Below are 12,485 nucleotides of genomic sequence, written 5' to 3' on the forward strand. Positions count from 1 at the left end.
GGGGAAGAGCAGCAACACTCATACGGTTACCTGTTGGTTGTCGTGGTTGATAAGCCGTAGCCAAGGCTGCGCGCGGAGCAGCTGGCCTACTTCGGCCAGCCCAAAATCCGGCGGCAGCGTCGTGAACAGCAGGTGCAGCAGGGCGTAGTCGCTGGGGTAATCCAGGGTTAGGCGCAGGTCGGCCGGCGCATCGGGGGCCGTCAGGGGTAGGGTCTGCAGCCGAAACAGCTCGGGGTGGCGGCGCAGGTAGGGCGTCACGTGTTCCCGCTCCTCGGGCTGCCGCGCCTCGGCGGCGGCGCGGGCCAGCGCCCGGCCGTTGATGATTTCAAGGTTGGTGCCCAGCGGCAGGCCGGTGGTCAGCGTGTAGTCGGCCTCCGCCTCCACGTGCTGTTGCACCGCCGCATCGAGGTAATACGGGTCGATGGCGGGGTTGTCGCCGGTCAGGCGCACCACCACGTCGAGCCGGTGCTCCAGAGCGGCCTGCTGGAAGCGGCCGAGTACATCGGCCTCGTCGCCGCGAAAGACGGGTACGCCCAGGGCCAGCCCGGCCGCGGCCAGCGCGTCATCCTGAACCAGCGTGGAGGTAGCCAGTACCACCGTGTGCAGGCGGGAAGCGCGTTGGGCGCGGGCCAGCACGTGCTGTAGCATCGGGAAAGGCGTACCCAGGGGCAGCGGCAGCAGGCTCTTGCCCGGCAGCCGCGTGGAACCCATGCGGGCCTGAACCAGTGCCCCGATGCGCAAGGCTCTCTTGCCAGTTACTTGATGGTCCATCCGCCGTCGACAACTAAATTGTGGCCCGTCATGAAATCCGAGGCTCGTGAAGCCAGAAATACGAATGCGCCCGCCAGATCAGCAGGTTGGCCGATGCGGCCCAGTGGAATGCGGCGCGTGAGCTGAGCCACAAACTCGCTACTCTGCGCCTGCACCGCGGGACTGGGAAAGGCCCCCGGCGTCACGCAGTTGACCTGAATGTTTTCCGGGCCGAGGTAGGAGGCAAAGTACTTGGTGAGCTGAATCACGCCGGCCTTGGCCGCGCCGTAATGCGGCGGATTGGTGAATTGGGGTGTGGCCTCGTAGGCCGAAAAGTCCGGGGCGACTACCCCGTACATGGAAGCCACATTGATGATTTTGCCGCCTCCGCGCCGCCGCAGGTAGGGCAACACTTCGCGGATGCACCGGTACGTGCTACCCAGCGAGCCATCGAGGCCCAGGGCAAACTCTTCGTCGGTGAGCTGATCGGGGCGGCTGCCGCGGCTGTAAAAGGCGTTGTTGATGAGCACGGCGGGCAGGCCGTACGCCGCCTCCGTGGCCGCCAATGCGGCCTGTAAGGAGGGGGTGTGCGCCACGTCGCAGGATTGAAAATGAATGCGCGACTGCGTTGAAAATGCAGCCTGGAAAGCGCCTTCGTTTCGGCCGAGCACCACTACAGTCGCGCCGTAGGCCGCAAGGCCGTGCGCAATAGCTTGGCCAAGGTAGCCGTAGCCGCCGGTGAGCAGTACCAACTGATCGGTGAGGGAGAAAAGAGAGGAATAGGACGGGGAAGGCATGAGGAGTGGTGCACGGGCGGGCGAATAGGCCGCCCCGAAGAAGCAAAAGTGTCGAAAAAACGAAGGTTCGTGCTCTGGTAGCGTATTTTGCCGGCTGAAATGGGCCCATTCGATTGATTAACATTCCTTATTCGACTTGGTAAATGAGCAGCCGCTACTCCTGCATCGACTTGTTACTGGTGTGTTGCGCTATGTGTGGCTGGTTTTCAGCCACCGCGCAGGGACAAAACGACAACTGGTATTTTGGTTACGGGGCAGCGGTGGGATTCAGAGGCGGTACTGCTACCACCTTCAGCGGCAGCGCTATGTCTACTTACGAAGCCTGTGTGTCGCCTTCAGACGCCGCCGGCAACCTGCTGTTTTACGCCAACAGTGAGAAAGTCTGGAACCGCAACCACGCCATCATGCCCAACGGCAGTGGACTTAACGGGCACACTTCCGCCTCACAAATGGCTTATGCGCCCCGGCCGGGTACCACCGGGCAGTATTATCTTTTCACGGTCGACGCCATGGAAAGCCAGTTGCAGAATGGGCTGCGCTATTCGCTGGTTGATATGAGCCTGCAAGGAGGTTTGGGCGACGTGGTGCCGGGCGTGAAGGGCTTGCGCCTGCTTACACCCAGTCAGACCGGCCTCGTTGGCGAACAGGTGACCGTGGTGCCCCACGCCAACCGCACAGATTACTGGTTGGTGGTGCACGGCTGGGATACCAATGAATTCTATAGCTTCCGGGTGTCAGCCAACGGAATAACCCCACTGCCGGTGATTAGCATCGTGGGACCCTTGCAGAGCGCTACTTCGCCTTCCGGCTTTAGCTACGCCGCCGGAGCGCTACGGGCGTCGCCCGACGGGCGCCAGATTGCCATGAGCAGCGGGGCGCGTGCCGATTTCGATCTGTACGATTTTGATCCAGCTACGGGGCGGTTATCCAATTACCTGCGGCTGCCCGATATCAGCGCCCTGAGGTTCTGTTACGGCGTGGAGTTTTCGCCCGACGGCTCCCGGCTTTACGCCACCTCCACCAACGGCGGCCAGACAGCGCTGCTGCAGTACAACCTGCGGGCCGGCTCGCCAATGGCCATAGCCGCGTCGGCGCAGCTCATCGGCACAGCGCCGCGCATGAGCGCGGCGGGGCTGCTGGCCGGGCCCAACGGCAAAATATACATGGCCGGTGTAAGCGTCCTGCACATCATCGACTTCCCGAACCAATTGGGCATGGCCTGTGGCTTTCGGCTCAATGGTCTGTCACTGGGTAGCGCCAGCACGACCTACGCCCTGCCCAACACCATCCAGTTGGATTTCCAGCCAGTGCTGTCGTTGTCCTTCACCGCGGCGGCGGCCTGCCTGCCCGCCCCGACGGCCTTTACCGCTGTTGCTCCGGGTTTTACCAATGGCGTGTTCACGTGGAATTTCGGCGACCCGGCATCCGGGGCCGCCAACACGGCTGCCGGGCTGAGCGCCACGCACGCATTTTCGGCACCCGGCACCTACACCGTGACGCTGCAAGGGGCCTCGAATACCGGTACTGCTTCAGCTACGCAGACAGTAACGGTGGTCGCGCCCCCGAACTTTAGTCTGGGCCGCGACACCGTGCTGTGCCCCGGTAGCTTCGTAGTGCTGCAGCCCACCGCCGCCCAGCCCGCCGGCAGCACCTACCGCTGGCAGGATGGCTCTACCGGCGCTACGCTGGCTATCAGCGCGCCGGGTGCGTACTCGCTCGAAATAACCCGCAACGGTTGCAGCAGCCGCGACGAGGTAGTAGTACGACCTGGGGTGGCCCCGGTGTTCAGCCTGGGAGCCGATACAGCCGTCTGCTTTGAACAGCCGCTGGTGCTCCGGCCCGTCGCTACGCCGCCCGCTGGCACGCGGTACAACTGGCAGGATGGTTCCGCAGCCGCTACCTTGCGCGTGACGGCTCCTGGCACCTACGCCCTAACCATAACCCGCGACGGCTGCAGCAGCCGCGACGAAATTGTGGTGGGCAGCAAGTGCGCGGTCGTGATTCCGAACATCATCACGCCGGACGACGGCGACCGGCTAAACCAAACCTTCGTGCTCCAAGGGCTTATCTCGTCGCAATGGGCTCTGACTGTCTTCAACCGCTGGGGCAAGCAGGTGTACCAAGTTGACCGCTACGACAACAACTGGGGTGCCGCTGGTCAGCCCGCCGGTGTGTACTACTACCTCCTGCGCAACGCCGCTACCGGTGAGCAATACAAAGGCTGGGTGGAAGTAATGCGTCGTTAAGCCCGCACGCTGGCTCCCGCAACCGACTGCTTCTACGCTTTCGGCCAGCGGTAGGGTAGCAGCAGTTCTTCGTTTGCTTCGGCCAGGAGTTGCAGGGCCGGGCGCAGGGCATTGAACGTCGCTAAATACTGCTCGGCCGCCACGTTAGCCCGCAAGTTCTCCGCCGTATCCACCCCGATTACGACCCGCGCTACGGCAGGGGGCGTGCCGGCAAAGAGTAGCAAGGCGGCTTCTAGTGGAATGCCTGCTGCCTCGGTCAGCTGCCGCAGGCGCTGCAGCTTGGGGCGCAACGGCTCAAAGTAGGCGGGGAGCGTGCCCAGCGGCCGCAACAGCAGGCCCTGCAGAAACGCCGAGCGGACGTGCACCTCCACACCGCGCGCGGCCAGGGTCGGCAGCAGCGGAGCAAAGCGCTGGTCGAGCACATTGAAGGGCAGCTGTACCAGGTCCACGTCCCAGCCTTCGGCCAGCAGCCACTCGGCCTGCCAGGGATGGTACAGGGAAATGCCGATGCGCTGCGCCAAGCCCGCGGCGCGCGCGGCCCGCAGGCCCTGCCAGGCCGCGGGCTGTTGCTGCACAGCGCCAAAATCGTGGAAGAGCAGGCCGTAGACGTGCGGCCGCCGCAGCCGCTGCAGGGAGGCTTGCGCGGCGGCCAGCACGGCCTCGGGTTCGGCCGCCGCGACTTTCGTCACCACCTCGAACGAACGCGGGTCTCGGCTTAGCCACTCGCCCAGCCGGGCTTCGCTGACGCCGTAGGCCGCGGCGGTATCCAGCAAGGTCAGGCCTGCGTTGCGCGCGGCGCCGAGCACGGCGGCCACGGTCGCGTCGTCGGGGCGGCCCTGGGTGTTGTTGATGCCGTAGGCCAGCCCAAACTGCGCCGTGCCCAGGGCCAGCTTCTGCCGAAACTCCGCGGCGGTCATCGGGCCACAAACTCGCGTACGCACTCGATAACGTACCGCTGCTCCTCGTCGGTGAGGCTCGGGAACATGGGCAGGCTCAGGCAGCGCGCGTAGTAGGCCTCGGCGTGCGGAAAGTCCCCGGCCTGCCAGCCCATCTGCTGGTAGTAGGGCATGGTGTGCACCGGGATGTAGTGCACCTGCGCGTACACCTGCCGGCTACGCAGGAAGTCGTAGAGCCCACGACGGTCCTCCACCTGAATCACGTAGAGGTGGTAAGCGTGGCCCTCGGCTCCGGCCAGCGGGGTGATGCCCGGCGCCCCGGCAAAGGCCGCGTCGTACTGCCGGGCCAGCTGACGGCGGCGCTGCAGGCCCTCGTCGGCGCGCTCCAGCTGGGTCAGGCCCAGGGCGCAGAGCATGTCGGGCATGCGGTAGTTGTAGCCCAGCTCCTGCATCTCGTAGTACCAGCCGCCTTCGTCGGGGAGGGTCAGGCGGGCCGGGTCGCGGGTGATGCCGTGGGTGCGCAGCAGCAGGAGCTGCTCGTACAGGTCGCGGCGGTTGGTGGTGATCATGCCGCCTTCGCCGGTGGCAATGTGCTTGACGGGGTGAAACGAGAAGATGGCCAGCTCGGCCAGCTGCCCGTTGCCGCAGCGCTGCTGCTGCCCCGCAGCGTCGGTAAAGTAGCCGCCGGGCGCGTGGCAGGCATCCTCGATTAGCCAGAGGCCAAATTCTTCGGCCAGCGCCCGGGCCGCTTCCAGGTCCACGGGCAGGCCGGCAAAGTCCACCGGAATCAGGCCGTGGAAGTAGCCGCGCGGGTGGCTTTCGAGCAGGCGGCGCACCGCCCCGAGGTCCATCAGCGCCGTGGCCGGGTCGATATCCACGAAGTGCACCTCGCCGCCGCAGTAGCGGATGCAGTTGGCCGAGGCGGCAAAGGTGATGGGCGTGGTGATGACGCGCTGCCCGGGCTGCACGCCCAGCGCCAGGGCGCACAGGTGCAGGGCCGCCGTGCCGTTGCTCACCGCCACGGCATGCTCCACCCCGATGTAGCGGGCAAACGCCTGCTCAAACTCGGCCACTTTGGGGCCCTGCGTGAGAAAGTCGGAGTGCAGCGTGCTGACGACGGCCTGCACGTCGGCGTCGGTGATGTGCTGACGGCCGTAGGGGATGGGGCGGGACGGAGGAGTGACTGGCATAGTGAAGCCAAAAGTACGGGTGGATTTATTTGCACGCGCTGCATGCAACACCGGCACGCTTTGCTTTCTTGCTGCCTATACAATGTAATTCCTCGGGTTAGTGACCATGCGCCAATTATTTGCCTTCGGCCTGCTGGTCATCGGGCTGCTTATATCGTCGGCGCTGCCGGCCAAGGCCCAGAAGCACTACTACAACTGGTACTTTGGCAAAGAAGCGGGCTTCACGTTTCTCACTGACCCCATTTCGGTGTTGCCCAGGGGCATGGCCCCGCTGAACTACCACAGCAGCAGCGTGTCGGACAGCGCCGGGGTGCTGCAGTTCATTGCCGAGGGCAACACCATCTGGAATCGGCAGTTCCAGGTAATGGCGGGCGGGCAACTGGGCGGCCCCAGCATTTTCGGCAACGAGGTGATGGCCGTGCCGCAGCCCGGGCGGCCGGGCCGCTATTACGTGTTCATGCCCCGGCACTGGATTATTCCGCCGCCCACGTTTCAGTCGGTGCCGCCCAACCTCACCTATTACATCGTGGACATGCGCCGGCAAGGCGGCCTGGGCGAGGTCGTGGGGCGCGACAGCCTGGTGAGCATGGCCCCCGCCGCGGCGCCCTGGGGCAGCCCGGTGGGCTACGTGGCCTCTGATATCACCGCGGTGCGCCACGCCAACGGCCAGGATCTGTGGCTGGTAATCAAGAACGACCAGCAGCACTACCTCAGCTGGCTGCTGGACCGGCGCGGCCTGCACGCGCAGCCGGTGGTGACGCCCAACCCCACGGGGCGCCGGTTGTTATCAACCCACGCTTCGGGCGGGTTGATCAAAGCTTCCACCGACGGCCGAACCTTGGCATACAGCTGCTTTAACCTGTTGTTCGACCAGCGGGGTAGCGTCACCGGGCAGCGCATGTGGTACATTGAAGTGGCGCGCTTCGATGCGCAGTCGGGGCGCGTAAACGGGGCCTATATCATCCCCGATTCGGTGCGGTACCGCGTCAAGCCCAGCCAGTGGTTTGGGGGCACCGGCGGCCTCGAATTCTCCCCCGACGGCAGCCGCCTGTACGTGGATACGCTGCTCAGCGCCCACGTCTGGCAGTACGACCTGACGGCCGGTACGCCGGCGGCCGTGGCGGCTTCGCACACGACGGTGGCGCTGCCCCTGAGCGGGTTCAAAGGCCTGTCCGGCTCTTTCGGCAACAACCTGCAGCTGGGCCCCGACGGCCGCATCTACCACGTCACCGTGGCGGCGCGCTGGGTATCGTGCTTCGAGCGGCCCAACGCGCTGGGGCAGAACGCCGCTTTCCGCGACTCGGTGCTGCGGTTTGTGCCCGGCGCGCAGGGCTGGTCGGGCCTGCCCAAGATGCCCAACGACCTGGGCCTGCCGCCTGTGACGGCGGGCAGCGCCGGCAACATCAGCGGCGCCAGTATCTGCGCCGGCGAGTTGGTGCATTTCTCGTCCTCGCACAGCCCTTTCGTGACGGCCAGCGCCTACGCGTGGGATTTTGGCGACCCGGCGGCGGGCCCGCTAAACGCGGCTACGGGCCAGGCCCCCGCGCACCGCTACCAGCAGCCGGGCACCTACACCGTCACGCTGCGCGTGACGAGCAGCGGCGGGGCCCAGTACACCACTACTACCCAGGTAACCGTCAGGCCTCGGCCCCGCGTCGACCTGGGGGCCAACCAGGCCCTTTGTTACGGCGAAACCCGGGTGCTGAGCCCCGGCGCGCAGCCCGCCGGCAGCACCTACCGCTGGCACGATGGCAGCACCAGCGCCCAGCACACGGTGGGGGAGGCCGGTCGGTACTGGGTCACGGTGACCAATGCCGCGGGCTGCTCGGCCACCGACGAAGTGGTCGTTGCGCCGGAAGAGTGCGCGGACCTGCCCAACATCATCACGCCGAATGCCGACGGCCAGAACGATTATTTCCGGCTGAAAGGCTTGAACGCGGCCGACTGGCGCGGCCGCTTCTTCAGCCGCTGGGGCCGCGTGGTGTTCGAGGCCGATGCGTACCGCAACGACTAGCCCGCCGGCCTGTACTACTATGAGCTGACGCACCGCCGGACCGGCCAATTGCGCAAGGGCTGGGTGGAAGTGGTGCGCTGAGCCCGGGTGCCATCAAAAAAGCCCCGCCAGTACGGCGGGGCTTTTTCATGTTTGCTGCTCAGGCTTACACCTGAAAATCGGCGTCGACGTGCACGCGGATTTCCTCGCGCAGTTGCTCGGCGCTCAGCCACTCGGTGTTGTTGGCCGAGTCGTAATGAAAGCCCAGCGGCACGCGGCGGCCGCCGAAGTGGGCGATGAATTTGTCGATGCTCCACGGCGGGGTGGCCGGCAGAATCACGTAGTAGCGGTCCAGCTCCACGGTGCTCAGCGCATCGGTTTCGGTAATCATTTCCTCGTGCAGCTTCTCGCCCGGGCGGATGCCCACGATTTCCTGCCGGCACTCCGGGGCAATGGCCGTGGCCAGCTCCGTGATTTTGTAGGAAGGAATCTTCGGCACGAATATCTCGCCGCCCCAGGAGTGCTCCAGCGCGTACAGCACCAGGTCGACGCCCTCCTCCAGGGAGATGTTGAAGCGCGTCATGTCGGGGTGGGTGATGGGCAGCACGCCCTTGTGGCGCTGCTGCAGGAAGAAGGGCACCACCGAGCCGCGCGAGCCGATAACGTTGCCGTAGCGCACCACCGAGAAGCGCAAATCACGCGAGCCTTTCATGTTGTTGGCCGCCACGAAGAGCTTGTCGGAGCAGAGCTTGGTGGCCCCGTACAGGTTGATGGGCGCCGCCGCCTTGTCGGTGCTCAGGGCCACCACGTCCTGCACGCCGCAGTCCAGGGCAGCATTAATCACGTTTTCGGCCCCGAAGATGTTGGTCTTGATGCACTCCATCGGGTTGTACTCGGCGGCGGGCACCTGCTTCAGGGCCGCGGCGTGCACGATGATGTCGATGCCTTCGCAGGCGCGCTTCATGCGCTCCGGGTCGCGCACGTCGCCGATGAAGTAGCGCATGGCCGGGTACTTCTCCGTGGGGAAGTGCTGGGCCATTTCGTACTGCTTCAACTCATCGCGCGAAAACACGACGAGGCGCTTGATCTGCGGGAATTGGTCGAGCACCGTTTGCACGAACTGCTTGCCAAACGAACCGGTGCCGCCGGTTACCAGGATGGATTTATGGTTGAGGTCGAGGGCCATGCGTAAAATAAAAGCCAGCCGCCCGGGTGGGTGGCGGCAAGGGCGCAAAAGTAGGCAATCGGGGCGGGGTTTGCGTAGTTTTGCGGTCTATCAGTTGCCAGTTGCCGGTTGCGCGTTGTCAGTAGGGATGAAGTCGATAACGGCGTTCGGGCCCCTGACCGCGGAAATGGACAACCGACAACTGTCTACCGATTACTTCCCATGGCGCCCGACCTGACAACTGCCACCTTCCACCTGTCAACGGACAATCCCGTCAAGCTCATCATCTGGGACCTGGACGATACGTTCTGGCGGGGCACGCTTTCCGAGGGCGACATCGAGGCCATTGCCGACAACGTGGCGCTGGTGCGCGCCACGGCCGCGCGGGGCATCATCCACACCGTGGTAAGCAAAAACGACCTGGCGCCGGCCGAAGCCAAGCTCGCCGAGTTGGGCGTGCGCGACCTGTTCGTGTTTCTGCGGGTGAGCTGGCAGCCGAAGGGCCCCATCATCCGGCAGCTGCTCGACGATATGCAGCTACGCGCTCCGAACGCGCTTTTTCTCGACGACAACCCCATGAACCGGGCCGAGGCCCTGCACTACAACCCCCGGCTGCAGGTGGCCGACCCCGCCGACCTGCCCCGCCTCGCCCCGCAGTTGCTGGCGCTGGGCAAGCCCGACCCGACCTACGCCCGCCTGGAGCAGTACCGGCTGCTGGAGCGGCAGCAGCAGGCCCGCGCCGAATACGAAGGCGACAACCTCGCTTTCCTGCGCGACGCCCAGGTGCGCGTGGAGCTACGCGAAGGGGCCGCAGCCGTGCGCCCCGATTTGGCCCGCATCGATGAGCTGATCAACCGCTCCAACCAGCTCAACTACACCAAGCGCCGCGTGGCGCTGCCGGAGCTGGAAGCCTGCCTCACCGATCCGCACCTGCGCTGGGGCACCGTGCGCGTACGTGACCGGTTCGGTGACTACGGCTTGGTGGGCGTGTACTGCCTGAATACCAACACCAACGAGCTGACCCAGTTTACCTTCAGCTGCCGCATCCTGCACCTGGGCGTGGAGCAGTGGACCTACGCCCACCTAGGCTTTCCGCGCTTAGATGTGCAAGGCGACGTGGCCACCGCGCTCAGCCCGACGGAAGCGCCCGACTGGATCAGTCTGGAAACCAGCGCGGAAGACGCAGCAGCCCTGCCCGCAGCTTCCATTGCCGAGGGCAAGGCCCGCCTGCGCATCCTGCTCAAGGGCGGCTGCGACCTGGGCCAGCTCACGTCCTACCTGCAAACCTATCAGGTGGACGTGACCGAGGACTTCAACTACGTCAACGACAACCAGGTACCGGTGCACACCGAGCACACCGAGCTGCTGCGCCTGAGCCAGACGCTGCCCCCCGACGAGCAGCAGCGCCTGGCCGATGCGCTGCCGTTTCTGGACCGCGAAGCCTTCCAGCCCCGGCTCTGGCAGGGTGGCTACGACGCGGTGGTGTACAGCCCGCTGATGGACTATACCCAGGACCTGTACCGCGAAAACGCCACCGGCCTGCTTATTCCCTTCGGCGGCTACCAGGACCTGACCCAGGTCGACCCTGCCGCGCAGGCCCAGCGCTACGCCCAGCGCAAGTTTCGGGGCATGGACGAAGTCTGGCTGCGCCGCTTTCGCGAGGAGTTTACCTACGCTGGCCCGCTCACGCCCGAGCGGTTTCGGCAGAACCTGCAGTGGCTGCGCCAGCAGCTGCCCGCCGCCGTACCGCTGCTGCTGCTCACCGGCGCCGAGGTGGAGGTGCCCGGCTCGCCCGAGGCCGGCGCCGTGGAGCGCCACCGCCAGATGAACGCCGCGTTGCTCGCCTTCGCCGCCGCGACGCCGAACTGTCTGGTGGTGGACGTACGCGACACGGTGCGCACCCGCGCCGACGTGACCAACAACCTGCGCCACTACCAACGCCCGCTCTACAAAGCCCTGGCCGAACAACTGGCCGCCGAACTGGCCCAGTGGCAAGGGCAGCAGCTGAAGCGCTCCGCCGTCGGGCAGCTGCGCGCCGCTTTGCTGGATGCGCTGCCCCAGCCGGTACGTAAAGTCTGGGACCGGCTGAAGCAGTAGCGCGGGCTTTAGCCCGCGTCTGGCCCGGGGCTTTGGGCCAACTCTACCGCCGAATCAGCTCAAGCAGCCGCTGCGTAAGGGCGCGGCGGGAGTAGCGCCCGCGGCTGAAGGCCGGCAAATCCAGGTTTGGGTTTTGCTGCCAGCTGGCTACCAGCTGCTCCAAGTGTTCCTGCATGGCCGGGCGGTCCTCGTAGCTGAAGTTCTGGCCCGCGTGGCTTTCTTCCAGGATGTGGGCCGCGTCGGCCCCCTCGGGGCCGATGCAGATGATGGGCTTGTTGGCCGCCAAATACTCGAACACCTTGCCCGGCAGAATGCCGCGGTTGTGGGCCACGTCGGGAATGGCCAGCAGCAGCACAGTGCTGCGCAGCATGTACTGCACCGCTTGGTCGTGCGGCACGAACTCCACCAGCTCGGTGCGCGCCAGCAGGTCCGCGTCGGCCAGCTGCCGCTCCACTTCCTTGGCCACCCGCCCCACGAAGCGCAGGCGCAGCGGCACGTCGGGGTGGCGCGCGGCACAGGCGGCTACTTCCGCCAAAAACGGCCCGATGTGGTATTGTGCGGTGATGGTGCCCACGTAGGTCAGGAGCAAGGCATCGGCCGGTGGGGTGGAGGGATGCTGAAAATCGGCCTCGTCGTAGCCGTTGGGCAGCACCTCAAACTTGTCCGAATGCAGGCCCGAGGCCTTGCCCAGCAGCAGGCGGCGCGTGTCGGGGCTGGTGGTGATGACCGCGTCGGCGGCCTGCAGCACCTGCCGCTCGTAGCGCGCGTCCAGCCAGCGGGCCGGGGCCGTGCGCATCAGCGTCTGGGTGTAGTAGATGTCGGTCCACGGGTCGCGCAGGTCGGCCAGCCAGCGCCAGCCGTAGCGCCGCTTCAGGGCCAGGCCGATGAGCTGGGTGGAGTGCGGCGGCGAGGAAGTCAGTACCGCGTCGAACTGCTCGCCCTGGGCCACGAGCGCCTCCACCTGCCGGAGCACGAAGCGGTTCCAGCCCCGGCGCGGGTCGGGCAGAAAGACGTTGCCGCGCACGAAGCGCGCCACGCGCTGCGCCATGGAGGGGCGGCCCTCGTTGGCGAAGCCGCCGTGCGGAATCGGGCGGTTCGTGAGCTTTTGGTACGCTCCGAACGGCTCCAGCGTGGCCGTGCGCAGCACCCGTACGCCCGGGGGTACATCGGCTTCCAGGGAGTAATCCAGCACCGGATAGGCCGCCTGCGCCGAATCGACGGTGATGACCGTCGGCTCCACGCCCAGCGCGGGCAGGTGCTTCACCCACTTCAGGCAGCGCTGCACCCCGGCCCCGCCCGAAGGAGGCCAGTAGTAGGTAATGACCAGCAAACGAAGCGGCGCGGGCACGGC

9 protein-coding genes are annotated in these 12,485 nt (G+C 65.9%); 3 read left to right on the forward strand and 6 right to left on the reverse strand.

The features are described 5' to 3' along the window. Positions 1-18: 18 nt before the first annotated feature. Complete coding sequence (locus ACYVKQ_RS08625; RefSeq protein WP_460577643.1) at positions 19-771, reverse strand: cytidylyltransferase domain-containing protein; 753 nt, start codon at positions 769-771, stop codon at positions 19-21. Further along, complete coding sequence (locus ACYVKQ_RS08630; protein WP_460577645.1) at positions 756-1,547, reverse strand: Rossmann-fold NAD(P)-binding domain-containing protein; 792 nt, start codon at positions 1,545-1,547, stop codon at positions 756-758. The genes ACYVKQ_RS08625 and ACYVKQ_RS08630 overlap by 16 nt, the downstream gene beginning before the upstream one ends. A 305-nt stretch (positions 1,548-1,852) precedes the next feature. Between ACYVKQ_RS08630 and ACYVKQ_RS08635 the strand changes: the two genes are divergently transcribed. After that, complete coding sequence (locus tag ACYVKQ_RS08635; RefSeq protein ID WP_460577647.1) at positions 1,853-3,793, forward strand: T9SS type B sorting domain-containing protein; 1,941 nt, start codon at positions 1,853-1,855, stop codon at positions 3,791-3,793. 32 nt (positions 3,794-3,825) lie between these two features. Here ACYVKQ_RS08635 and ACYVKQ_RS08640 read toward each other — a convergent pair whose 3' ends face one another. Continuing rightward, positions 3,826-4,710: an aldo/keto reductase gene (locus ACYVKQ_RS08640; protein WP_460577649.1), complete on the reverse strand. Its 885-nt coding sequence runs from the start codon at positions 4,708-4,710 to the stop codon at positions 3,826-3,828. Beyond that, positions 4,707-5,879: a PLP-dependent aminotransferase family protein gene (gene pseC / locus ACYVKQ_RS08645; protein WP_460577651.1), complete on the reverse strand. Its 1,173-nt coding sequence runs from the start codon at positions 5,877-5,879 to the stop codon at positions 4,707-4,709. The genes ACYVKQ_RS08640 and pseC overlap by 4 nt, the downstream gene beginning before the upstream one ends. 106 nt (positions 5,880-5,985) lie before the next feature. On the opposite strand from pseC, the gene ACYVKQ_RS08650 reads away from it, so the two are divergent. Continuing rightward, positions 5,986-7,893: a PKD domain-containing protein gene (locus tag ACYVKQ_RS08650; RefSeq protein ID WP_460577653.1), complete on the forward strand. Its 1,908-nt coding sequence runs from the start codon at positions 5,986-5,988 to the stop codon at positions 7,891-7,893. Between the two features lie 145 nt (positions 7,894-8,038). Here ACYVKQ_RS08650 and pseB read toward each other — a convergent pair whose 3' ends face one another. Next, positions 8,039-9,058, reverse strand: a complete 1,020-nt coding sequence (pseB, locus tag ACYVKQ_RS08655; RefSeq protein WP_460577655.1) for a UDP-N-acetylglucosamine 4,6-dehydratase (inverting) — start codon at positions 9,056-9,058, stop codon at positions 8,039-8,041. 201 nt (positions 9,059-9,259) lie between these two features. On the opposite strand from pseB, the gene ACYVKQ_RS08660 reads away from it, so the two are divergent. Next, positions 9,260-11,134, forward strand: coding sequence for a hypothetical protein (locus ACYVKQ_RS08660; RefSeq protein ID WP_460577657.1), 1,875 nt, complete (start codon positions 9,260-9,262; stop codon positions 11,132-11,134). 43 nt (positions 11,135-11,177) lie between these two features. On the opposite strand, the gene ACYVKQ_RS08665 is transcribed toward ACYVKQ_RS08660, so the two are convergent. After that, complete coding sequence (locus tag ACYVKQ_RS08665) at positions 11,178-12,482, reverse strand: glycosyltransferase family 4 protein (protein ID WP_460577658.1); 1,305 nt, start codon at positions 12,480-12,482, stop codon at positions 11,178-11,180. Positions 12,483-12,485: the final 3 nt, after the last annotated feature.

This window comes from Hymenobacter coalescens, assembly GCF_054783195.1.

What these genes read in the sequence shown, in the direction of transcription:
- ACYVKQ_RS08625 (WP_460577643.1), bottom strand. Translation starts at nt 771, where the DNA reads ATGGACCATCAAGTAACTGGCAAGAGAGCCTTGCGCATCGGGGCACTG.
- ACYVKQ_RS08630 (WP_460577645.1), bottom strand. Translation starts at nt 1,547, where the DNA reads ATGCCTTCCCCGTCCTATTCCTCTCTTTTCTCCCTCACCGATCAGTTG.
- ACYVKQ_RS08635 (WP_460577647.1), top strand. Translation starts at nt 1,853, where the DNA reads ATGTCTACTTACGAAGCCTGTGTGTCGCCTTCAGACGCCGCCGGCAAC.
- ACYVKQ_RS08640 (WP_460577649.1), bottom strand. Translation starts at nt 4,710, where the DNA reads ATGACCGCCGCGGAGTTTCGGCAGAAGCTGGCCCTGGGCACGGCGCAG.
- pseC (WP_460577651.1), bottom strand. Translation starts at nt 5,879, where the DNA reads ATGCCAGTCACTCCTCCGTCCCGCCCCATCCCCTACGGCCGTCAGCAC.
- ACYVKQ_RS08650 (WP_460577653.1), top strand. Translation starts at nt 5,986, where the DNA reads ATGCGCCAATTATTTGCCTTCGGCCTGCTGGTCATCGGGCTGCTTATA.
- pseB (WP_460577655.1), bottom strand. Translation starts at nt 9,058, where the DNA reads ATGGCCCTCGACCTCAACCATAAATCCATCCTGGTAACCGGCGGCACC.
- ACYVKQ_RS08660 (WP_460577657.1), top strand. Translation starts at nt 9,260, where the DNA reads ATGGCGCCCGACCTGACAACTGCCACCTTCCACCTGTCAACGGACAAT.